Origin of the sequence: Halomonas sp. LBP4 (assembly GCF_003202205.1) — a bacterium.
GTDB classification, from domain to species: domain Bacteria; phylum Pseudomonadota; class Gammaproteobacteria; order Pseudomonadales; family Halomonadaceae; genus Halomonas; species Halomonas flagellata.
The window spans coordinates 1-21,320 of sequence record NZ_PDOG01000009.1 but is presented as its reverse complement, the minus strand read 5'-3'; the positions used below and the strand labels follow the sequence as shown (position 1 = coordinate 21,320).

General features: G+C 64.1%; 22 protein-coding genes. 16 read left to right on the top strand and 6 right to left on the bottom strand.

Translation table 11 applies throughout. The features are described from left to right. Positions 1-95: 95 nt before the first annotated feature. The 7 genes from fkpB to CR157_RS20090 all read left to right on the top strand — a co-directional run bounded on the left by fkpB (position 96) and on the right by CR157_RS20090 (position 5,026). Positions 96-542, top strand: coding sequence for an FKBP-type peptidyl-prolyl cis-trans isomerase (gene fkpB, locus CR157_RS20120; RefSeq protein WP_110285325.1), 447 nt, complete (start codon positions 96-98; stop codon positions 540-542). Positions 543-741: 199 nt separating this feature from the next. Further along, the gene (ispH, locus tag CR157_RS20115) at positions 742-1,710 is read left to right on the top strand and encodes a 4-hydroxy-3-methylbut-2-enyl diphosphate reductase (RefSeq protein WP_181422127.1); all 969 of its coding nucleotides are present in this window, start codon (positions 742-744) and stop codon (positions 1,708-1,710) included. A 151-nt stretch (positions 1,711-1,861) separates the two neighbouring features. After that, positions 1,862-2,296 (top strand): type IV pilin protein, encoded by a 435-nt coding sequence (locus tag CR157_RS23245; protein ID WP_306766795.1) that lies wholly within the window; start codon positions 1,862-1,864, stop codon positions 2,294-2,296. Further along, positions 2,277-2,771 (top strand): GspH/FimT family pseudopilin, encoded by a 495-nt coding sequence (locus CR157_RS20105; RefSeq protein WP_110285323.1) that lies wholly within the window; start codon positions 2,277-2,279, stop codon positions 2,769-2,771. Before CR157_RS23245 ends, CR157_RS20105 begins: the two co-directional genes overlap by 20 nt. Then, the gene (gene pilV / locus CR157_RS20100) at positions 2,764-3,231 is read left to right on the top strand and encodes a type IV pilus modification protein PilV (protein WP_110285322.1); all 468 of its coding nucleotides are present in this window, start codon (positions 2,764-2,766) and stop codon (positions 3,229-3,231) included. The genes CR157_RS20105 and pilV overlap by 8 nt, the downstream gene beginning before the upstream one ends. Beyond that, entirely contained in the window at positions 3,228-3,764 is a 537-nt protein-coding gene (locus CR157_RS20095; protein ID WP_110285321.1) for a PilW family protein, read from the top strand. The genes pilV and CR157_RS20095 overlap by 4 nt, the downstream gene beginning before the upstream one ends. Before the next feature lie 20 nt (positions 3,765-3,784). Next, on the top strand, positions 3,785-5,026 hold the full coding sequence (locus CR157_RS20090) for a PilX N-terminal domain-containing pilus assembly protein (protein ID WP_110285320.1): 1,242 nt from the start codon (positions 3,785-3,787) through the stop codon (positions 5,024-5,026). A gap of 11 nt (positions 5,027-5,037) precedes the next feature. On the opposite strand, the gene CR157_RS20085 is transcribed toward CR157_RS20090, so the two are convergent. Further along, positions 5,038-5,601 carry a GspH/FimT family pseudopilin gene (locus CR157_RS20085; RefSeq protein ID WP_110285319.1) on the bottom strand — a complete coding sequence of 188 codons (564 nt, stop codon included), beginning with the start codon at positions 5,599-5,601 and terminating at the stop codon, positions 5,038-5,040. Between the two features lie 79 nt (positions 5,602-5,680). Between CR157_RS20085 and thiO the strand changes: the two genes are divergently transcribed. After that, the gene (gene thiO, locus CR157_RS20080) at positions 5,681-6,766 is read left to right on the top strand and encodes a glycine oxidase ThiO (protein WP_181422126.1); all 1,086 of its coding nucleotides are present in this window, start codon (positions 5,681-5,683) and stop codon (positions 6,764-6,766) included. Positions 6,767-6,768: 2 nt separating this feature from the next. Here the strand turns inward: thiO and CR157_RS20075 are convergent, their stop codons facing one another. Further along, positions 6,769-7,029, bottom strand: coding sequence for a PP0621 family protein (locus CR157_RS20075; protein ID WP_110285317.1), 261 nt, complete (start codon positions 7,027-7,029; stop codon positions 6,769-6,771). 102 nt (positions 7,030-7,131) lie between these two features. Between CR157_RS20075 and CR157_RS20070 the strand changes: the two genes are divergently transcribed. Continuing rightward, on the top strand, positions 7,132-8,763 hold the full coding sequence (locus CR157_RS20070; protein ID WP_110285316.1) for an NAD+ synthase: 1,632 nt from the start codon (positions 7,132-7,134) through the stop codon (positions 8,761-8,763). Positions 8,764-8,841: 78 nt separating this feature from the next. Here the strand turns inward: CR157_RS20070 and brnA are convergent, their stop codons facing one another. From brnA to CR157_RS20055, 3 genes are all read right to left on the bottom strand, one after another. Beyond that, on the bottom strand, positions 8,842-9,072 hold the full coding sequence (brnA, locus tag CR157_RS20065) for a type II toxin-antitoxin system BrnA family antitoxin (protein ID WP_110285315.1): 231 nt from the start codon (positions 9,070-9,072) through the stop codon (positions 8,842-8,844). Beyond that, positions 9,059-9,364: a BrnT family toxin gene (locus CR157_RS20060; RefSeq protein WP_258364245.1), complete on the bottom strand. Its 306-nt coding sequence runs from the start codon at positions 9,362-9,364 to the stop codon at positions 9,059-9,061. Before CR157_RS20060 ends, brnA begins: the two co-directional genes overlap by 14 nt. Before the next feature lie 74 nt (positions 9,365-9,438). After that, positions 9,439-10,263 (bottom strand): outer membrane protein assembly factor BamD, encoded by an 825-nt coding sequence (locus tag CR157_RS20055; protein ID WP_110285314.1) that lies wholly within the window; start codon positions 10,261-10,263, stop codon positions 9,439-9,441. Positions 10,264-10,420: 157 nt separating this feature from the next. Here CR157_RS20055 and rluD point away from each other — a divergent pair, with 157 nt between their 5' ends. The 5 genes from rluD (at position 10,421) to ilvN (ending at position 17,887) form a co-directional block, all read left to right on the top strand. Continuing rightward, a complete protein-coding gene (gene rluD / locus CR157_RS20050; RefSeq protein WP_110285313.1) occupies positions 10,421-11,380 on the top strand; it encodes a 23S rRNA pseudouridine(1911/1915/1917) synthase RluD in 960 nt (319 codons plus the stop codon). A gap of 10 nt (positions 11,381-11,390) precedes the next feature. Then, positions 11,391-12,146 carry a peptidoglycan editing factor PgeF gene (gene pgeF, locus CR157_RS20045; protein WP_110285312.1) on the top strand — a complete coding sequence of 252 codons (756 nt, stop codon included), beginning with the start codon at positions 11,391-11,393 and terminating at the stop codon, positions 12,144-12,146. A 264-nt stretch (positions 12,147-12,410) separates the two neighbouring features. Then, a complete protein-coding gene (gene clpB / locus CR157_RS20040) occupies positions 12,411-14,993 on the top strand; it encodes an ATP-dependent chaperone ClpB (protein WP_110285311.1) in 2,583 nt (860 codons plus the stop codon). 678 nt (positions 14,994-15,671) lie between these two features. Continuing rightward, positions 15,672-17,396, top strand: coding sequence for an acetolactate synthase 3 large subunit (locus CR157_RS20035; protein WP_110285310.1), 1,725 nt, complete (start codon positions 15,672-15,674; stop codon positions 17,394-17,396). Further along, positions 17,396-17,887, top strand: a complete 492-nt coding sequence (gene ilvN, locus CR157_RS20030) for an acetolactate synthase small subunit (protein WP_102626691.1) — start codon at positions 17,396-17,398, stop codon at positions 17,885-17,887. The genes CR157_RS20035 and ilvN overlap by 1 nt, the downstream gene beginning before the upstream one ends. Positions 17,888-17,980: 93 nt before the next feature. On the opposite strand, the gene ilvY is transcribed toward ilvN, so the two are convergent. Then, on the bottom strand, positions 17,981-18,868 hold the full coding sequence (gene ilvY, locus CR157_RS20025; RefSeq protein ID WP_110285309.1) for an HTH-type transcriptional activator IlvY: 888 nt from the start codon (positions 18,866-18,868) through the stop codon (positions 17,981-17,983). 174 nt (positions 18,869-19,042) lie between these two features. Here ilvY and ilvC point away from each other — a divergent pair, with 174 nt between their 5' ends. Together ilvC and pssA are read left to right on the top strand one after the other, a co-directional pair. Beyond that, positions 19,043-20,059 carry a ketol-acid reductoisomerase gene (gene ilvC / locus CR157_RS20020; RefSeq protein WP_110285308.1) on the top strand — a complete coding sequence of 339 codons (1,017 nt, stop codon included), beginning with the start codon at positions 19,043-19,045 and terminating at the stop codon, positions 20,057-20,059. A gap of 155 nt (positions 20,060-20,214) precedes the next feature. Beyond that, positions 20,215-21,093 carry a CDP-diacylglycerol--serine O-phosphatidyltransferase gene (gene pssA, locus CR157_RS20015; RefSeq protein ID WP_110285307.1) on the top strand — a complete coding sequence of 293 codons (879 nt, stop codon included), beginning with the start codon at positions 20,215-20,217 and terminating at the stop codon, positions 21,091-21,093. Positions 21,094-21,320: the final 227 nt, after the last annotated feature.

Here is a 21,320-nt window from a genome sequence, read left to right as displayed (position 1 = left end):
CGGCCACGACACGCCCCGCGGAATGAATTCATTCACGGTTGCGCCGTCCCACGAGCAGGGAGCAGGCGGCAACCACCGAGTTTCGAGAGAGCGCAATGAGCGATTATCGTATCGACGAGGGCATGGAAGTGACCCTGCACTTCACCCTCAAGCTGGAAGACGGCACCGTGGTGGATTCCACCCGCGACAAGGAGCCCGCCACCTTCCAGGTCGGCGACGGCAACCTGCCGCCGGGCTTCGAGGCGCCGCTCAAGGGGCTGGCCGACGGCGACACCGGCAGCTTCGAGATCACTCCGGAGCACGCCTTCGGCCAGCACAATCCGCAGAACATCCAGCTGCTCAAGCGCGACGACTTCGAGAGCGATGAGCCGGAAGTGGGGATGGTGATGTCATTCGCCGATGCCGCCGGCGGCGAACTGCCCGGCGTGATCACCAGCATCGACGACGACCAGGTGGAAGTGGACTTCAATCACCCGCTGGCGGGGCGTACCCTGACCTTCGAGGTGGAAGTGATCGACGTGAAGCCCGCCACGACTCATTAAGCGGTGCCCCGCTGTCGGAGGCCGGCTCCGCTGAGCGACAGGGGCGGCTTGCCGCCTTTGGGGTCAGACCCCGGCGGTGGTGAAATCGCTTATTTCGTGCACACAGACAGGTCTGGCACATGGGCTGGGGTCTGACCCCCAAGGCTCCACCAGCGCCGGCAATCAGATACCGATGCTCGAGCATCAAGGCAAGGCAACCATGCAAGCTAATTCTTTGCAGATCAGGCTGGCCAATCCCCGTGGCTTCTGCGCCGGCGTCGACCGCGCCATCGAGATCGTCAACCGGGCGCTAGATGTCTTCGGGCCGCCGATCTACGTGCGCCACGAGGTGGTCCACAACCGCTTCGTGGTCGACACCCTGCGCGAACGTGGTGCCGTCTTCGTCGAGGAGCTCCATGAAGTGCCCGACGACGTCATCGTGATCTTCTCGGCCCATGGCGTCTCCCGCGCCGTGCAGGAGGAGGCCGACCGCCGCGGGCTGCGCGTCTTCGACGCCACCTGCCCGCTGGTCACCAAGGTGCACCTGGAGGTGCTGCGCTACGCCCGGCGCGGCCAGGAATGCATCCTGATCGGCCACGCGGGCCACCCCGAGGTGGAGGGCACCATGGGGCGCTACGATACCTCCCACGGTGGGCACATCTACCTGGTGGAGGACGAGGCCGATGTGGCAGCCCTCGAGGTCAAGGACCCGAGCCGGCTGGCCTTCGTCACCCAGACCACCCTCTCCATGGACGACACGGCCAGGGTGATCGACGCCCTGCGCGCCAAGTTTCCCGCGATCGAGGGGCCGCGCAAGGACGACATCTGCTACGCCACCCAGAACCGCCAGGACGCCGTGCGCGAACTGGCCGCCGGCAGCGACCTGGTGCTGGTGGTGGGCAGCCCCAACAGCTCCAACTCCAACCGCCTGCGCGAGCTCTCCGAGCGGGTCGGCACCCCGGCGTACCTGATCGACAGCGCCGAGCAGATCGACGGCGCCTGGCTGGAGGGCGTGAGCAACGTCGGCGTGACCGCCGGGGCTAGCGCCCCCGAGGTGCTGGTGCAGGGGGTGATCGAGCGGCTGCAGGCACTGGGGGCCACGGCCCCGCAGGAGCTCGACGGTCGCGCCGAGACCATCACCTTCTCGATGCCGCGGGAGCTGCGTGAGCGAGTGATCGCCAGCGACTAGACTGATGTGATGCGAGTGGCCGCTAACCGGCTGTCGCCGGTGCCTCAAGAACCGCAAGGAAGGAAGCCGGGCTCGCGCCCGGCTTTTTTGGTCCCAGGCCCTATCGAGAACGAGATTCTTGATACATACTGAAACCAAATGTAACGACATCGTGGAGAAGCGCCGCGTGACCCAGCAGAGCACCCGACGCAGGCCCCAGGGCCCTTCAGGCACCACCCGGCGAGCCGCCGGCTTCACGCTCATCGAACTGATGATTGCGGTAGCCGTGATCGCGATTCTCGCGGCGATCGCGTATCCGAGTTATACGCGGTATGTGCAGGAGGCGCGGCGGACGGACGCCATGTCGGCGCTGACCAGCATCGCCGGGCAGCTCGAGCGGTGCTATACGGTATCCAGCGACTACACGGGTTGCGTCACTTTTCCCGTTGACTCGGAGGAGGGGTTTTACAGTGTCACAGCTACGCTAACGGCTTCGACGTACACATTGCAAGCCGCCCCCCAGGGAGCCCAGTCTGGGGATTCTTGTGGCAACTTTACGCTGAACCACCAAGGCGTGAGGGGGGCAGGTGGAACCGACTGCTGGTAATGATAAAAAACGTGCCGGCTTCACTCTGATCGAGTTGTTGGTGACGCTCGCCGTGGCGGTAATCCTGGCGACCGTGGCCGTGCCCAGTTTTCAAAGCATGATAGCGACCAACCGCTTGGCTGCCGATTATAACTCTATACTGTCAGGACTTAACTTTGCACGTAGTGAAGCCGTCGCACAGAGAGAGAAGGTGACCGCGGTTCTGACCCAATCTGCGGGAGGGGGATGGAAACTGGAGGTTAAACTCGATGATGGCTCCAGCATAGATTGTTCGGATCCAACGGATGCCAAGTGCCTCCAAGTGCGCGATCAAACTGGTTCGCCTGTTAGCATTGATAGTGATAGTACAGTGACTTTTACTTCGCTAGGCCGTTTGGATGGAACAACCTGCAAACAGATTGATGTCAGCCATAACGGTAAAACGGAATCAATCCGAGTGGGGTTGGCAGGGAAGGTAGGAGATAACTGTGCCTAGCCCTAACAAGAGGAGAGAGCAGCGAGGCTTCACCCTACTGGAGGTGTTGATAGCGGTGCTCGTTCTCTCGATTGGACTGCTTGGTATCGCGGCGATGCAGCTGAAGGCGATGAAGAGCGTGCAAGTCTCCTATCAACGCTCCATTGCCTCGCTGGCGGCCCGGGATGCCGTTGAACGGCTATGGGTTGAAATGGGGTCTGCCAGCAATTTCTGCCCATCGGACACCTCCTCGCCTACACTCTCGGCTATCGCGAGTGAGTGGATTACTCATTGGTCAGACAAGCTGCCGGATATGCAGAATAGCAAAATTGAGGAAGATCCAGGTGGGACTGGCGTAAAATGTGAGTATCAAGTGACAGTTGACTGGAGTGATGACAGGTTTCTCTCCTACGGAACAACTGATACGGAAAACGTTTCCCTGCTGTCTTATACTTTTCAGCTTCCGGGGCGTGAGCCATGAGGAGTAAAAGATTTTACCATGAGGGTGGCTTCACCCTGGTTGAATTGATGGTGGCTTTAGCGCTTGGGCTGCTTGTGGTCTTCGGCGCAACCCAGATTTTTGTTTCCAGCAAGCAATCCTTTAATCGAATGGAGGGGCTGGCCAGTCGTCAAGAGTCATTAAGATTTTTTTCCGATGTGGTCTCGCTGGATATTCGGAGTTCTGCGGCGAATAAGATAGACGACTCCGGGGATAAGGTGCTTGTTCTGGAGTATACTACAAGGACAGAGGATCCTTACTGCTCCGCTTCGGATGACTTGGTGAGTGTGGTTTATTCATATGCTTCCGGGGCTGTCTATGTCAACTACGACTGTGGGAGTGGTTGGGTGGGGGACCAGGCGGTGGTGGATGGCTTGGTGGATGCCGATTTTGATTATATCGATAGCGATGGCTATGTAATTGTCGATATAGAGTTTGCTCCAATAGGAGCAGAATCCGTGGCAGATAAGAGGTTCTCGTTTCGCGTAGCCAATCGGGAATCCGTGGCCAGGTAAGTCTGGCAGAGAGGTAGGGTATGTATAAAGAACAAGGTGGCGCGGCTCTCATCGTAAGCTTGGTGCTACTGACAGTTGCACTTCTGCTAGGTGTTTCCAGTATGCAGGCCTCTCGTCTTGAGGAGGCGATGGCGGGGAATCATCGTGCTTCAGCGGCGGCGCAGATGGCTTCTGAATCCGGAACTTCTAAGTTCTACTCATGGCTTCGTGGCCAAATTAGCTGGCCTTTAGACTTGAATGATATCGATTGGAATGATGGCGATGAAGGCGCTGTCGGTGACTATGCCATGTATCAGGTAAAAACGATATGCTGGGGGCCTGAAGACCAATCCATCTGTGATTCTCTGAGTGCCGAGCATGTTACCGTTACGATGCAGGGATATCCAAACAACAGGTCCGAAATCACCGCTACGGTTGTTTCGAAGTATAAAAGGCTACCCATCCCTCCGCATGGCCCGGCGTATTCATGCTTTGGTGTGTACTGTTCGGATAAGGTGAGTGGCAATGCTGTGCTTACAGGTGAGGATTATCATGTTCCTGAGGTTTTTGACTGCGAAGGTAATGATTGTATAGCAGATCCTGACAGTGACGGAACAACTGAGTACGACGCCTATTATCCTGATATTCCTTACGCGGAACATCCTACAGAAGAAAGTGACGGCTCAAGCTGCGAGACTGATGATAGTAGTTATACTATTTGTGATAATAAATACTATGGCGTCAACGACTCTTACGATGGGCAATCCCAGTGGTATGAGTTTTTGGACTTTGTGACGGCCTCTGGTTATGATATGGAGCTGCAGGAGGGGGATGCGCTGGACTTTAATGTGGGAGATAGGGCGGATTACGACTCAGCGCTTTCGGACTCTGACCTTGAAACCACTGGGTTCTGGGAAAGCGTGAGTCCCAAGTTTATAGAGGTCGTCGGTGGCGCGGAAGTGTCGGTCAGCGCCAGCACCAATACCCTTGGTGTGATTGTGATACGAGATGGGGCAGTCCTAGACTACCATGGCACAAGCACTCATGAAGGAGTGATCCTCATTGAGCCGGGTGGAACCTTGAAATTTAGCTCGGGGAATCCTCAGATTTATGGTGGGGTTGTGGTGCTTAATAGTGTGAATGATGATGGTGAGATAGTTACGGGTGAGCTTAATATTAGCGGAAACATGGGGATCCATTATAGCAGTGCGGCATGGCAGCTCCTGCATCAAGGCGGGAAAGGAGTTCGGCTGGTTTCATGGTATGAAGATGTTTCCCAGTAAAATGGGATAAGTCAGCAGTCGGATGCATGCTCCATAATGCGTGCTCTTCCTGCATTATTAAGAACGATTGTGGAGTGGGTCGTAAGTTCTCCACACACATTGAAAGTGCCGTTGTAACCTTGTGACCAGCCCATGGCGGAGAACCGTACCGGGCGGTCATCCCTATTGAAACTGACCTCGACCTGATCCGAGGCTTCCAGCACACGCAGGATGGTAACTCCCGCCAGACTGCTTCCCGTGACTTCACCTTCCACGATCACCCAGTCGTGATCCCAGTCGTCGAAGGCGCAGGTATCGTAGGCCGGCCCCGGGCTGGCGCAGATCGAAATGGCCGTTCCCCGTGTCACGGCGGTATTGCGTGCCATGGCCAGGGCGGTCTTGAGGCGCAGCACCTCGGCGGCGACCTCGTTGCGGGCGGTGAAGCTCTGGAAGCCGGGGATGGCCCAGGTGACCAGGATGGCGAGCACGACGATGGCGACGACCAGCTCGATCAGGGTCAGGCCCCGCTGACGCGACTTTGCCAGCCGGCCGGGCCTGCCGGTAAGGTACAGGGCGCGCGCGGTGACGGGGCGCATGGCATTTCCGTCCTTGGTGTGGTCACTTCACCCTAGCCAAGCTACCGCGCCTCTCTGTAAGCCATTTCGGACAATGCCTGTGAGTGAATTTCTTGTCGTGGGTGGCGGCGTCATCGGCATGATGACGACGCTGCAACTGGCCGATGCCGGCCATTCGGTGACCCTTCTCGAGCGGGGCGACTGCGGCCGCGAGGCCTCCTGGGCCGGCGGCGGCATCGTCTCGCCGCTCTACCCCTGGCGCTACAGCGCGCCGATCTCGCGGCTCTCCACCTGGTCGGAGGGCTTCTACCCGGAACTGGCGCTGCGCCTGCTGGAGGAGACCGGCATCGACCCGGAGTACCGCCAGAAGGGGCTGCTCTACCTGCGTGTCGATGACGAGGCGAAGGCCATGGCCTGGGCGCGGGAAGTGGGCAAGCCGCTCGAGCGGGTCGATGCGGACTTCCTCTATGCCAAGGAGCCCCAGGCGGCGCCGGGCCTGTCCGAGGCGCTGTGGATGCCGACCCTGGGCAGCATCCGCAACCCGCGCCTGGTGCGCGCGCTGCGCGCGCGGCTGGCCAGCATGCCCCGGGTCACCCTGCGCGAGCAGTGCGAGGTCACCGGTTTCGAGCGGGCAGGCGGGCGGATTGCCGCGGTGCGTACCGCGTCGGGGCCGGTCTCGGGGGAGCAGGTGATCGTCTGCGGCGGCGCCTGGGCGGCAGGCCTGCTCGAGCGGGTCGATGTCCGGCTGCCGGTGCGCCCGGTGAAGGGGCAGATGATCCTGTTCAAGGCGCCGCCGGGACTGGTGCGGCGGGTGGTCCTGATGGACGGGCGCTACGTGATTCCCCGGGCCGATGGCCGGGTGCTGGCCGGCTCCACCCTGGAAGAGTGTGGCTTCGACACGAGCACGACGAGCGAGGCCCGGGAATCCCTCTGGCAGAGCGCGGTGAACATCATCCCGGCACTGGCCGACTGCGAGGTGGAACACCACTGGGCGGGGCTGCGTCCCGGTTCGCCGGACGGGGTTCCCTTCATCGGCCGGGTGCCAGGCGTGGATAACCTCAGCGTCAACGCCGGGCACTACCGCAACGGCCTGGTGCTGGCCCCGGCCTCGACCCGGCTGCTGGTGGACCAGCTACTGGGGCGCGAGCCGATCATCGATCCGGCGCCCTATCGGCTGGAGCGATAGCGCTATTCGGACTTCTGCTCCTCGAGATACTTGTCGCGGTGGGCGCTGCAGCAGAACCATTCCTCCTTCTCGCGCAGCGCCTCGTTTTCCGGCACATGGACCTTGCACCAGGTGCAGCGCACCATCTGGCTACCCTCCTGGCGTTCGTCGCCCTCGAGCAGCTCCTCGCGTTCGAGCTTCCACTCCCGGTACATGCGGTAGAGTTTGAGGCCGACGAAGAACAGCACGGCGAAGATGATCAGGCGAATGAGCAACAGGTTCATCCTTTGTGAGACTCCCTGGTGAAGGGCGGCCACCTTTGCCACTCGGCCGCCCTTGCGGGACAATGAAGGGTATCCATGGATTCTCGAGAGATTTCTACGCCCATGCAAGATCTGACGCTGGTGATGGCTCAGCTGGACCCGCTGGTCGGGGACATTCCCGGCAATACCGACCGTGCCATCGAGGCGGTGCGCGAGGCCCGCATCGAGCATGGGGCCGACATCGTGGTGCTGCCCGAGCTGTTCCTGACCGGCTACCCGCCGGAAGACCTGCTGCTGCGGCCCGCCATGGAGAGCCGCCTGCGCCATGCCCGTACCCGCATGGCCGAGAAGGTGGTGCGTGACGTCCTGGTGATCGTCGGCTACCCCGGCCGTCGCGAGGGACAGACCTGGAACCTGGCCGGCGTGCTCTACAACGGCGAATGGCTCGGCGAGTACGCCAAGCAGGCGCTACCCAACTACCAGGTGTTCGACGAGCAGCGCTACTTCGCCGCGGGCACCCGGCCGCTGGTGATCGACCACCAGGGGGCGAAGCTGGGCATCCTGATCTGCGAGGATATCTGGAAGGAAGCGCCGGTGCGCCAGGCCCGCGATGCCGGTGCCGATATCCTGATCAGCCTCAACGCCTCGCCCTTCCACCAGGACAAGCCCGAAGAGCGCCTGCAGCTGCTCAAGGAGCGTGCCGCCGAGGTGGCGCGACCGCTGGTCTACGTCAACATGATCGGAGGCCAGGACGAGCTGGTGTTCGATGGTGGTTCGGCCTGCGTGGATGCCAGGGGCAAGCTGATGGTGCAGGCGCCCCACTGGGCAGTGGGCCTGATGCCGGTGCAGTTCGTGCACCAGAAGGGCCAGTGGGTCCCCCGGCCGGGCGAGACCGATCCCGAAGTGGAGCCGGAAGAGAACCTCTACTGCGCGCTGGTCACGGGGCTTCGCGACTACGTCAACAAGAGCGGTTTCGAGGGCGTGGTGCTGGGGCTTTCCGGCGGCATCGACTCGGCCCTGTCGCTGGCCATTGCCGTGGATGCCCTGGGCCCGCAGCGCGTGCATGCGGTGATGATGCCCTATCGCTACACGGCGGACATCTCGAAGGAGGACGCCGCCGAACAGGCGAAACTGCTCGGCGTCGGCTACGAGGTGCTGCCCATCGAGCCGATGGTCGAGGCCTTCATGGACACGCTTGCCGAGAGCTTCGCCGGCACCGAGCGGGATACCACCGAGGAGAACCTGCAGTCGCGCTGCCGTGGCGTGCTGCTGATGGCGATCTCCAACAAGAAGGGCCTGATGGTGCTGAGCACCGGCAACAAGAGCGAGATGGCGGTGGGCTACGCGACCCTCTACGGCGACATGGTGGGCGGCTACAACGCCATCAAGGACGTCTACAAGACCTGGGTCTACCGCCTGGCCCGCTGGCGCAACAGCCAGTCGCCGGCGATCCCCCAGCGGGTCATCGAGCGGCCGCCCTCCGCCGAGCTGGCCCCGGACCAGAAGGACAGCGACTCGCTGCCCGGCTACGACGTGCTCGATGCCATCCTGGTGCGCTACATCGAGGGCGACATGAGCGCCGAGGCGATCATCGCGGCCGGCTTCGACCGCGGCGACGTCTACAAGGTGGTCAAGCTGGTCGATCGCTGCGAGTACAAGCGCCGTCAGGCCCCGGTGGGCGTGCGTGTCACGCCGCGGGGCTTCGGCCGCGATCGCCGCTATCCCATCGTCAACGGCTGGCAGCCGGGGGAATGAGAGCTGGAAGCCTGAAGCTGTAAGCTTGAAGAAAAGACCGGCGCTGCGATGGCAGCGCCGGTCTTTTCATCCTATGGATCAGTGTGAGCCGTGCTGTTCCAGGCGCTCGGCTAGCCAGATCTTGATGATCGACTGACGAGTGACGCCGAGGCGAGCGGCTTCACGGTCCAGGGAGTCGAGCATCCAGGCCGGGAAGTCGACATTGACACGTTTCTGCTTCCTGAGCGGGTGCTTGGCTTGCGTCAGGTCGAGTTCATCGATGATGTCGTCGCCTTCATCAAAGCGTGAATCGAGCTCATGGGCCTTCATAGAGTGTTACCTCGCTGCTGCGTGAACGTCTGACCGAGATCAGGCGAATCCGTTTGCCTCTGTAGGTGATGATGCCGGACCAGTGCTTCCCGTCGATCCTCCCAATGACCACGGAGCGTGGCTCATCGCTGGCCTTTGCTGGAATCTCCAGCAAGTCCGGATCTTCCCAGAGCCGCTGGGCATCGACAAAGTCGTACCGTGCTTGAGCCGGTTCGACTCGCTCTTCCGGGGATCGAATTCGAAGGCGTTCATGAGTAAAAAATATACCTTTTTTATACCACAGGAAAGGCATGTGCTGCGAAGCTGGCCACAAAAAAACCGGCGCTGCCCCTCGGGCGGCGCCGGTTTTTTCCGTCTGGGCGGGCGTCAGGCCGAGAGCGACTGCGCTTTGACATGCTTCGGCTCAAAGGTGCGGCCGCGCAGCTGTTCGTGGTGGGGGGCGTTCTCGAGCAGCACGGCCAGCACTTCGCGGGCCCGGTCGCGCATCTCCAGGCCCAGGTAGCCTTCCACCATCACCGCCAGGGCGTCGCGGGTGGCCTCGGACTCCGGGTAGTTCTCGACCACCCAGCGGCCGCGCTCCACGGCGGCCAGATAGGCGCCCTTGCGCAGGTAGAAGTCGGCCACGTGGAGCTCGTGCCGGGCCATCAGGTTGCGCAAGTAGACGATGCGCTGCTTGGCATCCGGAGCGTACTCGCTGTCGGGATAGAGGTTGATCAGCTCGCGGAAGTCGGTATAGGCCTCCCGCGAGGCGCCGAGGTCACGCTTGGAGATGTCGATCAGCCGCAGCCGCTCGAGGCTGAAGCGGCCGGCCTGCCAGGCGGCCAGGCCGCGCATGTAGAGGGCGTAGTCGGCCTGGGGGTGGCTGGGGTGCAGACGGATGAAGCGGCTGGCGGCGGCGCGGGTGGCCTCCCAGTCGCTGGTCTCGTAGTAGGCGTAGATCAGCTCCAGCTGGGCCTGCTCGGCGTGGTTGCCGAAGGGGAAGCGGGTGTCGATGGCCTCCAGCCGGGAGATCGCCGTGGGATAGCGGCCGCGATCGAGGGACTCACGGGCCTCTTCGTAGAGCTCGCGCTCGGCGACGCCGGCAAACTCGTCTTCCTCTTCTTCCTGTGAGCCGTTGCTGGCGCAGCCGGCCAGCAGGGTAGTGGCCAACACCAGGGCGGCCAGGCGGGCAGGGGTGGTGAAAACGCGCATCGTGATCCTCGTATCAAACAACCCGGATCGGCCGTGGTAGAATCGGCCGCAAACCCGCTCACTATAAAGCACCGTGCGGCAAAACGCAGTCACCCTGCGCCGGATGCGCCGCCGGAAACCCCTCTCCGATAACTGCATACGGGGCTCTCACTCGCTCATGTCCCAGACCCTGGAAGCACAGCAACGCGTTCCCGATGCCATGGCCGGCCTGCGTCTGGACCAGGCCGCCGCCGAACTGTTCGCCGATTTCTCCCGGGAGCGCCTCAAGGGCTGGATCAAGGCCGGGGCCCTGACCGTCGACGGCACTCCCGCCAGGCCGAGGGACAAGGTCTACGGCGGCGAGCGGCTGCAGCTGCAGGCCGAGCTCGAGGACGATGCCCGCTTCGAGCCCGAGGCGATCCCGCTGGACGTGGTCTTCGAGGACGACGAGGTGCTGGTGATCGACAAGCCGGCGGGGCTGGTGGTTCACCCGGCCGCGGGCAACCCCGACGGCACCCTGCTCAATGCCTTGCTGCACCACTGCCCGGCGCTGGCCGCGGTGCCGCGGGCGGGCATCGTGCATCGGCTCGACAAGGACACCTCCGGGCTGATGGTGGTGGCCAAGACCCTGATGGCCCAGACCTCGCTGGTCGAACAGCTCCAGGCGCGCAGTGTCTCCCGTGAGTACGATGCGGTGTCGGTCGGGGTGATGACCGCCGGTGGCACCCTGGATGCACCCATCGGCCGCCACCCCAGGGACCGCAAGCGCCAGGCGGTGAATGCCTCCGGCAAGCCGGCGGTGACCCACTACCGGGTGGTGGAGCGCTTCCGTGCCCATACCCATGTGCGCTGCCGGCTCGAGACCGGCCGCACGCACCAGATCCGCGTGCACCTGGCGCATCTGCGCTATCCGCTGGTGGGCGACCCCGTCTATGGCGGACGGCTCAAGCTGCCGAGGGGGGGCGGCGAAGCGCTGAAGGCGCTGCTGCGCGAGTTTCCCCGCCAGGCGCTGCACGCCCGCAAGCTGGCCTTCGTCCATCCCGGTTCCGGCGAGACCCTGACCTTCCGCGCGCCGCTGCCGGATGACATCCTGTTGCTGCTCGACTACCTCCGCGACGACGTCGAGACCATGCGTTGAGGACCCCGCAATGAGCGATGCCCCGGACCTGCGCCCGACCCTGATCCTGCCCGACTGGCCGGCCCCCGTCACCGTGGGGGCCTTCGTCACCACCCGGGAGACCGGCCCCAGCCAGGAGGACTTCGCCGCCTTCAACCCGGCCGAGCACGTCGGCGACAACGCGGCTCACGTCACCCTGTGTCGACGCCTGCTGCAGAAGGAGCTCACCGACGAGCGGCCGCTGCTGTGGCTGAACCAGGTCCACGGCGCCCGGGTGCAGCAGCGCTATACGGATGAGCCACCCGAGGCCGATGCCGCGGTGGCCTTCGACCAGGGCCACGCCTGCGTGGTGCTCACCGCCGACTGCCTGCCGGTGCTGTTCTGCGATCGCCGCGGACAGCGGGTGGGGGTGGCCCATGCCGGCTGGCGCGGGCTGGCCGGCGGCGTGCTCGAGGCCTCGGTGGCCGCCCTCGGCGTGCCGGCGGAGGAGGTGCTGGCGTGGCTTGGCCCGGCGATCTCCAATGCCCAGTTCGAGGTCGGCCCCGAGGTGCAGAAGGCCTTCGTCGGCGTGCATCCCGAGGCGACCGAGGCCTTCGAGCCCAGCCCCTACCGGCTCGGCCACTACATGGCCGATCTCTACAAGCTGGCGCGCCTGCGCCTCGAGCGGCTGGGGGTCTCGCACATCAGTGGCGGGCACTTCTGTACCGCCTGCGAACCGCGCTTCTACTCCCACCGCCGCGACGACGGCAAGACCGGGCGGATGGCCAGCGTGATCTGGCTGCGCTAGCCCGGCTTCGCCGGGAGCTGGAAGCTACAAGCTGTAAGCTTTAAGAAAAGCCGCTGCCATTAGCGAGTGAGGTGGCAGTATCCCGGCTTACGGCTTACGGCTTACGGCTTACGGCTTGCGTTTGACCCGCGTCAACCCGCGCGTGCCTTTCCCTGGCGGCCGACTTGAAAGCGGCCCACGCTGGCTCCATTGAGTGTGTCAAGACGAATCGACAGGGACGAGCGGCGTGTCCGAATGCGTCGCCACCCCGATGGAGGAAAGCGCATGCGTTTCGACAAGTTCACCGCCAAGCTGCAGAACGCCGTGGCGGATGCCCAGTCCCTGGCCGTGGGGCGTGGTCATAACCAGCTCGAGCCGGGCCACCTGCTGCTGGCGCTGCTGGACGCCCGCGATACCGGCGTCAAGGCACTGGTCCAGAAGGCCGGCGGCGATGCCGCCCGGCTGCGCGACGGCCTGGTGGGCCACCTCGACGACCTGCCCAGGGTCGCCCAGTTCGATGGCGAGGTGCAGCCCTCCCGCGACCTGATCAAGCTGTTCAACCTCACCGATCGCGAGGCCCAGAAGCGGGGCGACCAGTACATCGCCAGCGAGCTGGTGCTGCTGGCGGCGCTGGAGATGGGCCATGCGGTGACCAAGCTGCTGACCCAGGCCGGGGTGACCCGCAAGGCGCTCGAGACCGCCGTCGACAGCGTGCGCGGCGGCGAGCGGGTCGACGACCCCAACGCCGAGGACCAGCGCGAGGCGCTGGAGAAGTACACCCTGGACCTCAACGAGCGGGCGGCCAGCGGCAAGCTCGACCCGGTGATCGGCCGTGACGACGAGATCCGCCGCACCATCCAGGTGCTGCAGCGGCGCACCAAGAACAACCCGGTGCTGATCGGCGAGCCCGGCGTGGGCAAGACCGCCATCGTCGAGGGCCTGGCCCAGCGCATCGTCGACGGCGAGGTGCCGGAAGGGCTCAAGGACAAGCGCGTGCTGTCGCTGGACATGGGTGCGCTGCTGGCCGGGGCCAAGTTCCGCGGCGAGTTCGAGGAACGCCTCAAGTCGGTGCTCAAGGAGCTGGCCCAGGAGGAGGGCCGGGTGATCCTGTTCATCGACGAGCTGCATACCATGGTCGGCGCCGGCAAGGCCGAGGGCTCCATGGATGCCGGCAACATGCTCAAGCCGGCGCTGGCCCGCGGCGAGCTGCACTGCGTGGGCGCCACCACCCTGGACGAGTACCGCAAGTACCTCGAGAAGGACGCCGCCCTGGAGCGCCGCTTCCAGAAGGTGCTGGTGGACGAGCCCTCCGAGGAGGACACCGTGGCGATCCTGCGCGGCCTCAAGGAGCGCTACGAGGTACACCACGGCGTCGACATCACCGACGGCGCCATCATCGCCGCGGCCAAGCTGTCGACCCGCTACATCACCGACCGCCAGCTGCCCGACAAGGCGATCGACCTGATCGACGAGGCGTCGTCACGGATCCGCATGGAGCTCGATTCCAAGCCCGAGGAGATGGACCGCCTCGACCGCCGGTTGATCCAGTTGAAGATGGAGCGCGAGCACCTCAAGAAGGAGACCGACGAGGCCTCGAAGAAGCGCCTCGAGAGCCTGGAGGAGCAGATCGGTGAGCTCGAGCGCGAGTATGCCGACCTCGACGAGATCTGGAAGGCCGAGAAGGCCAGCATCCAGGGCGCGGCCCAGTTCAAGGACGAGCTCGACCGGGCGCGCATCGACCTGGAGCAGGCGCGTCGCCAGGGCGACCTGGCGCGGATGTCCGAGATCCAGTACGGGGTGATCCCCGCGCTGGAGAAGAAGATCGCCGAGGCCGGCGAGGCCGAGGCCGATACCGCCAGGCACCAGCTGCTGCGCTCCAACGTCACCGAGGAGGAGATCGCCGAAGTGGTGTCGCGCTGGACCGGCATCCCGGTGGCCAAGATGCTCGAGGGCGAGCGCGACAAGCTGCTGCGCATGGAGGCGGCGCTGCACGAGCGGGTGATCGGCCAGGACGAGGCGGTCACCGCCGTGGCCAACGCCGTGCGGCGCTCGCGCGCCGGCCTGGCCGACCCCAATCGGCCCAACGGCTCCTTCCTGTTCCTCGGCCCGACCGGGGTGGGCAAGACGGAGCTCTGCAAGGCGCTGGCCAACTTCCTCTTCGACACCGAGGAGGCCATGGTGCGCATCGACATGTCGGAGTTCATGGAGAAGCACTCCGTGGCGCGGCTGATCGGGGCGCCCCCCGGCTATGTCGGCTATGAGGAGGGCGGCTACCTGACCGAGGCGGTGCGCCGCAAGCCCTACTCGGTGCTGCTGCTCGACGAGGTGGAGAAGGCCCACCACGACGTCTTCAACATCCTGCTGCAGGTACTGGAGGATGGCCGCCTGACCGACGGCCAGGGGCGTACCGTGGACTTCCGCAACACCGTGATCGTCATGACCTCCAACATGGGCTCGGACATCATCCAGCGCATGGGAGGCGACGACGCGGACTACGCGCAGATGAAGGAGATGGTGATGGCGGTGGTGGGCGACCACTTCCGGCCGGAGCTGATCAACCGCATCGACGAGGTGGTGGTCTTCCACGCCCTGGGCCAGGAGCAGATCCAGGCCATCGCCGGCATCCAGCTCGACCGCCTGCGGGCTCGCCTGGCCGAGCACGACCTGTCGCTCGAGGTCAGCGACGCCGCCCTGGCCCAGTTGGCCGTGGTGGGCTTCGACCCGGTGTTCGGGGCGCGACCGCTCAAGCGGGCGATCCAGAGCCGCATCGAGAACCCGCTGGCCCAGGACCTGCTGGCCGGGAAGTTCTCCCCGGGCGACGTCATCCATGTCGACGTGGAGGAGGATCACCTGGTGTTTCACCACTGACACACAAAGCGTTACGTTGTCGCTCGGGCCTCCGGTCGACGACTGGCTACACTGAAACCAGGTTGCGTCCTGTAACCGTTTGCCCGCCGGTTCCCCATGCCGGCGGGTTTTTTTATGCCGTTCGGCGGGTGCTTTCCTGTCGCTGTCCGGGCGAAAGTGCCTTGCCGAAATCCCGTTCATGGGCTACCCGAGCGTCCTTGGCGGTTGACACCTTCGTGATGCTAATGGAATCTTGACCGTTCCTGATTGCGGGCGCGGACTCCTGCGGGTGACCCCCCACTGCCGCGCGAAGGGTAGGCCACCTGGCCTCTACCCGCCGAAGGACTTCCGGGTCCGGGCCGACCGCCCGGCCTGGCCAACGCCCCGACGCGGCGATCCGCCGTGAAAGGGAGCTGCTGATTTATGTCGCGAGCGACGATAGGTTGACCGTCGCCGGAACGGAAAAGCCGGAGTTTACAAGGCAGTAAATGAGGACTTTGAGTACCGCCGGCGGTCAAGATATCGAGCGCAGCAATAAATCGGCGTTCCCGAATGAGAGTGCAGGCCCCAACAGGGCCCTTACTGCCAGGGTTTGGCATCAGGTGCCGGCGTGTCCGGCAGCGGCATACCGCCGCACTCGAACCCGTGACCCGACAGCGGGCACGGATCGCACTCGAGACCTCCAGGGGAGAAACATCTGTGGAACTGCTTTCCGGCGCGGATATGATCGCCCGCTTCCTCCAGGATGAGGGCGTCGAATACATCTATGGCTATCCAGGTGGCGCGGCGCTGCACATCTATGACGCCCTGTTCCGCCAGGACAAGGTCAAGCACATCCTGGTGCGCCATGAACAGGCCGCGACCCATGCGGCCGACGGTTATGCCCGGGCCTCGGGCAAGCCGGGGACGGTGCTGGTCACCTCCGGTCCCGGTGCCACCAATGCGGTCACCGGCATCGCCACCGCCTACATGGACTCGATTCCGATGGTGGTGCTGTGCGGTCAGGTGATGAGCCACCTGATCGGTGACGACGCCTTCCAGGAAACCGACATCATCGGCGTGACCCGCCCGATCGTGAAGCACAGCTTCTCGATCAAGCACCCGACCGAGATTCCGGAAGTCCTCAAGAAGGCCTACTACCTGGCCTCGACCGGGCGTCCCGGTCCGGTGGTGGTGGACATTCCCAAGGACATGACCGCCCCCACCGAGCGCTACGAGTACGTCTACCCGAAGAAGGTGAAGATGCGCTCGTACAATCCGGTCACCCGCGGGCATACCGGCCAGATCAGGAAGGCCGTGGAGATGATGCTCAAGGCCAAGCGCCCGGTGTTCTACACCGGCGGCGGCGTGGTCACCGGCCGGGCCTGCGAGGGGCTGACCGACCTGGTCAAGCGGCTGGGCTTCCCGATCACCACCACCCTGATGGGGATCGGCTCCTACCCGCAGAGCGACCGCCAGTGTCTCGGCTGGCTCGGCATGCACGGCTCCTATGAGTCGAACATGGCGATGCACCATGCCGACCTGATCATCGCCATCGGTGCGCGCTTCGACGATCGGGTGACCAACAACACCTCCAAGTTCTGTCCCACCGCCAAGATCATCCATGTGGACATCGATCCCAGCTCGGTCTCCAAGACCGTGCGGGCCGACGTGCCCATCGTCGGCCCCGCGGCCAGCGTGATCGACGAGATGATCAGCCTGGTGCAGGGCAAGGAGATCGCCAATCCCGAGGCCCTGGCCGAGTGGTGGCAGAAGATCGACGGCTGGCGCGAGGAGCGCCACGGCAAGCTCTACGAGCCGTCGCAGCCCGGCGAGCCGATCAAGCCGCAGGAGGTGATCGAGGCGCTGTGCCGGATCACCCGCGGCGAGGCGTACGTGACCACCGACGTGGGCCAGCACCAGATGTTCGCGGCCCAGTACTACAAGTTCGACAAGCCCAACCGCTTCATCACCTCCGGGGGGCTCGGCACCATGGGCTTCGGCTTCCCGGCGGCCATGGGCATCAAGCAGAACTTCCCCGAGGAGCAGGTAATCTGCGTCACCGGCGAGGGCAGCTTCCAGATGATGATGCAGGAGCTGTCGACCTGTAAGCAGTTCGGTGGCGGCGTGAAGATCGTCAACCTCAACAATGCCTCGCTGGGCATGGTGCGCCAGTGGCAGGACCTCAACTACAAGTCCCGCCATGCGCACTCCTACATGGAGTCGCTGCCCGACTTCCAGAAACTGATCGAGTCGTATGGCTTCACCGCCCTGAAGGTCGAGACGCTCGAGGAGCTCGAGCCGGCACTGGAGAGAGCCTTTGCCGACAAGCACGAGCTGGTGTTCCTCGACGTCGCCGTGGACCCGCACGAGCACGTCTATCCGATGCAGGTGCCCCTGGGCTCCATGCGCGACATGCTGCTTTCGAAGACGGAGCGGACCTGATGCGTCATATCATCTCGATCCTGATGGAAAACGAACCGGGCGCCCTGTCACGTGTGGTGGGGCTGTTCTCTCAGCGCAACTTCAACATCGAGACGTTGAACGTGGCGCCCACCGAGGACCCGAGCCTGTCACGCCTCACGGTCACCACCGTGGGCGACGACCGGGTGATCGAGCAGATCACCAAGCACCTCAACAAGCTGATCGACGTGGTCAAGCTGGTCGACCTCACCGAGGGCAACCACATCGAGCGCGAGTTGATGCTGATCAAGGTCAAGGCGCTGGGCGCGGCCCGCGACGAGGTCAAGCGCACCGTGGACATCTTCCGTGCGCAGATCGTCGACGTCTCGCCGAGCCTCTACACGGTGCAGATCACCGGGGACGCCGGCAAGCTGGATGCCTTCCTGCAGGCCATGGGGCCGGTGGGCATCCTCGAGGTGGCGCGTACCGGAGTGTCGGGCATTGCCCGCGGCGACAAGGTGTTGTCCCTTTGATTTACGACTGCGTTCACTCGTGACGTAAATCAGTCTTCTACATGCCTTGTTGCTGAATCCAGAGGCCGCCCTTCGGGGCGGCTTTTTTGTGCCTCACCGTTCGACCACCTCGTCCCAGAGCGCCTGGATCAGCGGGCTCCTGAGGCGACGCTCGAGCACGCAGAGCCCGACGTCGTAATGGGGCAGCTCCGGCTTCACCGGCAGTACCCGCACGCGCTCGCGCAGCGGGCTGTTGTCGAGCACGATTTTCGGCACCACCCCGACCCCGAAGCCCAGCCCCACCATGCTGACGATCGCCTCGTGGCCGGCCACCTGGGCGTAGATCCGCGGGGCGATCCCCAGCGCCCGGAACCAGGTGTTGCTGTACTCCCGCGACAGGCCCGCCTCGGAGAGGATCATCGGCACCTCTCGCCACTGCTCGGCGGAGGGCGACTCGGGGGTGGAGGGTATCCAGCCGTGGCTGTCATAGGGGGCAATGAACACCAGCGGTGAGCGGGTCAGCGACTTGAAGGCCAGCGCCTCGGGCACCTGGCGGGGACGCGAGGTGATCGCCATGTCCTCGTCGCCGCTCAGCACCCGCGCCATGGCCTCGGCCGGGTCGCCGGTATGCAGCTTGAGCTCGATGCCGGGATAGCGGGCCCGGAATTCGCTGAGCAGTTCGTAGAGGAAGCTGTAGCTAGCGGTCACCGAGCAGTAGATGCTGATCTCGCCGGTGAGGGTGCGTGCCTCGCTCATCAGCGACAGGCGCAGCTGCTCCCACTGTTCCAGGGTCTCGCGGGCATAGCCCTGGAAGGTCTGTCCCTGGCGGGTCAGGCTGACGTGGCGGTTGTCGCGATCGAACAGACGCACGCCGAGGCTCTCCTCGAGCTGGCGGATCGAGCGGGAAAGCGTCGAGGGGCTGACGTGACAGGCATCGCTGGCGCGGCCGAAATGCAGGGTGTCGGCGAGGGCCAGGAAGTGTTTCAGGGGGCGCATGTCCATCCGGGGAGTATTGCATATTTCGGCATGCGGCGTTGCAAATATCGCGTTTTACGCAATGGGGCGGCTGGCGTAAGGTATCGACATCGGTCGTCAGACCCCCAGCGCCGCGACAGACGGCGCGGGTGGCCATCAACGCTGACATCGTTACCAACCCCTTCCTCTCAGGAGCACAGCATGCGCGTTTACTACGACAAGGACTGCGACCTCTCCCTCATCCAGGGCAAGAAGGTCACCATCGTGGGGTACGGTTCCCAGGGCCATGCCCACGCCAACAACCTGAAGGAGTCCGGCGTCGACGTCACCGTCGGCCTGCGTTCCGGCTCCTCCTCCGTCGCCAAGGCCGAGGCCGCCGGCCTAAAGGTCGCCAGCGTGCCGGAAGCCTGCAAGACCGCCGACGTGGTGATGATCCTGGCGCCGGACGAGAACCAGAAGGCGATCTACGAGCAGGAGGTCGAGCCGAACCTGAAGCAGGGCGCCACCCTGGCCTTCGCCCATGGCTTCAACATCCACTACAACCAGATCGAGCCGCGCAAGGACCTGGACGTGATCATGATCGCGCCCAAGGCACCGGGTCACACCGTGCGCTCCGAATTCGTCAAGGGCGGCGGCATTCCCGACCTGATCGCCATCCACCAGGATGCCTCCGGCACCGCCAAGGAGCTGGCGCTCTCCTATGCCGCCGGCGTCGGCGGTGGCCGTAGCGGCATCATCGAGACCACCTTCAAGGACGAGACCGAGACCGACCTGTTCGGCGAGCAGGCCGTGCTGTGCGGCGGTGCGGTGGAGCTGGTCAAGGCCGGCTTCGAGACCCTGACCGAGGCCGGTTATGCCCCGGAGATGGCCTACTTCGAGTGCCTGCACGAGCTCAAGCTGATCGTCGACCTGATGTACGAGGGCGGCATCGCCAACATGAACTACTCCATCTCCAACAACGCGGAGTATGGCGAGTACGTGACCGGCACCGAGGTGATCAACGAGCAGTCTCGCGCCGCCATGCGCAACGCGCTCAAGCGCATCCAGACCGGCGAATACGCCAAGATGTTCATCAACGAGGGCAACAGCAACTACCCGTCGATGACCGCGCGTCGCCGCCTGAATGCCGAGCACGAGATCGAGATCGTGGGCGCCAAGCTGCGCGGCATGATGCCGTGGATCGCCGCCAACCAGCTGGTCGACAAGTCCAAGAACTGATCGCCGGCCGCGGTGCGGCCAGCCACGAGGGCGCGGGTTTCCGCGCCCTCGTGGCGTTTCGGGGGCCGACGGCAGGCATGGTTCCCTCGACGCCACCGTGTAGAATGGCAGTCATTCACCAGCGCGTGAATCCATTCTGGTAACGGACGAGGCGAATGAGTCAGGATCCCCACAATACCGAACATGATGCCGGTCGCCCCGGTGCCGAACAGGGCAGGGCCGAGCGCGAGACGGCTTCCCCCGCCGAGGAAGACCTGGCCGCTACCTTCGTGCGCGAGACGGAGGTCATCGAGGAGTCCATCGAGGACGGCAAGAAGGTGCGTCGCAAGGGCATCTACCTGCTGCCCAACCTCTTCACTACCTCGGCGCTGTTTGCCGGTTTCTTCGCCGTGGTGGCCGGCATCAACGGCGACTTCACCGCGGCCGCCGTGGCGATCTTCATCGCCATGGTGCTCGACGGCCTGGATGGCCGGGTGGCGCGGATGACCAATACCCAGAGCGCCTTCGGTGCCGAGTATGACAGCCTCTCCGACATGCTCTCCTTCGGCGTGGCGCCGGCGCTGGTCGCCTTCACCTGGATACTGCAGGACATCGGCAAGACCGGCTGGGTGGTGGCCTTCCTCTATGTGGCCTGCGCCGCACTGCGTCTGGCACGCTTCAATGTGCAGATCGGCAGCGTCGACAAGAAGTGGTTCATCGGTCTGCCCAGCCCGTCGGCCGCGGCCTTCGTCGCCGCCAGCGTCTGGACCTTCCACAGCTTCGATGCCGACGCGGTCGGCTTCAAGTTGTTGATGCTGTTGGTCGTCGCCGCCGCCGGGGTGCTGATGGTCAGCAACATCCGCTACTACAGCTTCAAGGATATCGACCTCAAGGGGCCGGTACCCTTCGTGGTGCTGCTGGCCATCGTGCTGGGCTTCGTGGTGATCTCGGTGGAGCCTTCGGTGATGCTGCTGCTGCTGTTCGGTAGCTATGTGGCGTCGGGGCCGGCGATGGCGATCATGCGCAAGATGAAGCGCTCGCCGCCAGCCAGTTGAGCGCTTGATGCCTCGCTGCAGCGCCCGCCTCGAGCGGGCGTTGTCGTCTCTCGGCCAGGGGGCGGCTTGTCCACAGGCGGTCTGCCCGAACCGCCTGTGGACGACGACGGTTCGCCGGCTTGGAATTTTTCCCGAAAAGGCCTTGCGGGGCATCGGGGAAATCCGTAAAGTACGCATCCGCTGCCGGCGACGGGCAACGTTGCCGGCGGTGATGAGTGGCAGAAGTG

What these genes read in the sequence shown, in the direction of transcription:
- fkpB (WP_110285325.1), top strand. Translation starts at nt 96, where the DNA reads ATGAGCGATTATCGTATCGACGAGGGCATGGAAGTGACCCTGCACTTC.
- ispH (WP_181422127.1), top strand. Translation starts at nt 742, where the DNA reads ATGCAAGCTAATTCTTTGCAGATCAGGCTGGCCAATCCCCGTGGCTTC.
- CR157_RS20095 (WP_110285321.1), top strand. Translation starts at nt 3,228, where the DNA reads ATGAGGAGTAAAAGATTTTACCATGAGGGTGGCTTCACCCTGGTTGAA.
- CR157_RS20090 (WP_110285320.1), top strand. Translation starts at nt 3,785, where the DNA reads ATGTATAAAGAACAAGGTGGCGCGGCTCTCATCGTAAGCTTGGTGCTA.
- CR157_RS20085 (WP_110285319.1), bottom strand. Translation starts at nt 5,601, where the DNA reads ATGCGCCCCGTCACCGCGCGCGCCCTGTACCTTACCGGCAGGCCCGGC.
- CR157_RS20075 (WP_110285317.1), bottom strand. Translation starts at nt 7,029, where the DNA reads ATGAACCTGTTGCTCATTCGCCTGATCATCTTCGCCGTGCTGTTCTTC.
- CR157_RS20070 (WP_110285316.1), top strand. Translation starts at nt 7,132, where the DNA reads ATGCAAGATCTGACGCTGGTGATGGCTCAGCTGGACCCGCTGGTCGGG.
- brnA (WP_110285315.1), bottom strand. Translation starts at nt 9,072, where the DNA reads ATGAAGGCCCATGAGCTCGATTCACGCTTTGATGAAGGCGACGACATC.
- CR157_RS20060 (WP_258364245.1), bottom strand. Translation starts at nt 9,364, where the DNA reads ATGCCTTTCCTGTGGTATAAAAAAGGTATATTTTTTACTCATGAACGC.
- CR157_RS20055 (WP_110285314.1), bottom strand. Translation starts at nt 10,263, where the DNA reads ATGCGCGTTTTCACCACCCCTGCCCGCCTGGCCGCCCTGGTGTTGGCC.
- rluD (WP_110285313.1), top strand. Translation starts at nt 10,421, where the DNA reads ATGTCCCAGACCCTGGAAGCACAGCAACGCGTTCCCGATGCCATGGCC.
- pgeF (WP_110285312.1), top strand. Translation starts at nt 11,391, where the DNA reads ATGAGCGATGCCCCGGACCTGCGCCCGACCCTGATCCTGCCCGACTGG.
- clpB (WP_110285311.1), top strand. Translation starts at nt 12,411, where the DNA reads ATGCGTTTCGACAAGTTCACCGCCAAGCTGCAGAACGCCGTGGCGGAT.
- ilvN (WP_102626691.1), top strand. Translation starts at nt 17,396, where the DNA reads ATGCGTCATATCATCTCGATCCTGATGGAAAACGAACCGGGCGCCCTG.
- ilvY (WP_110285309.1), bottom strand. Translation starts at nt 18,868, where the DNA reads ATGGACATGCGCCCCCTGAAACACTTCCTGGCCCTCGCCGACACCCTG.
- ilvC (WP_110285308.1), top strand. Translation starts at nt 19,043, where the DNA reads ATGCGCGTTTACTACGACAAGGACTGCGACCTCTCCCTCATCCAGGGC.
- pssA (WP_110285307.1), top strand. Translation starts at nt 20,215, where the DNA reads ATGAGTCAGGATCCCCACAATACCGAACATGATGCCGGTCGCCCCGGT.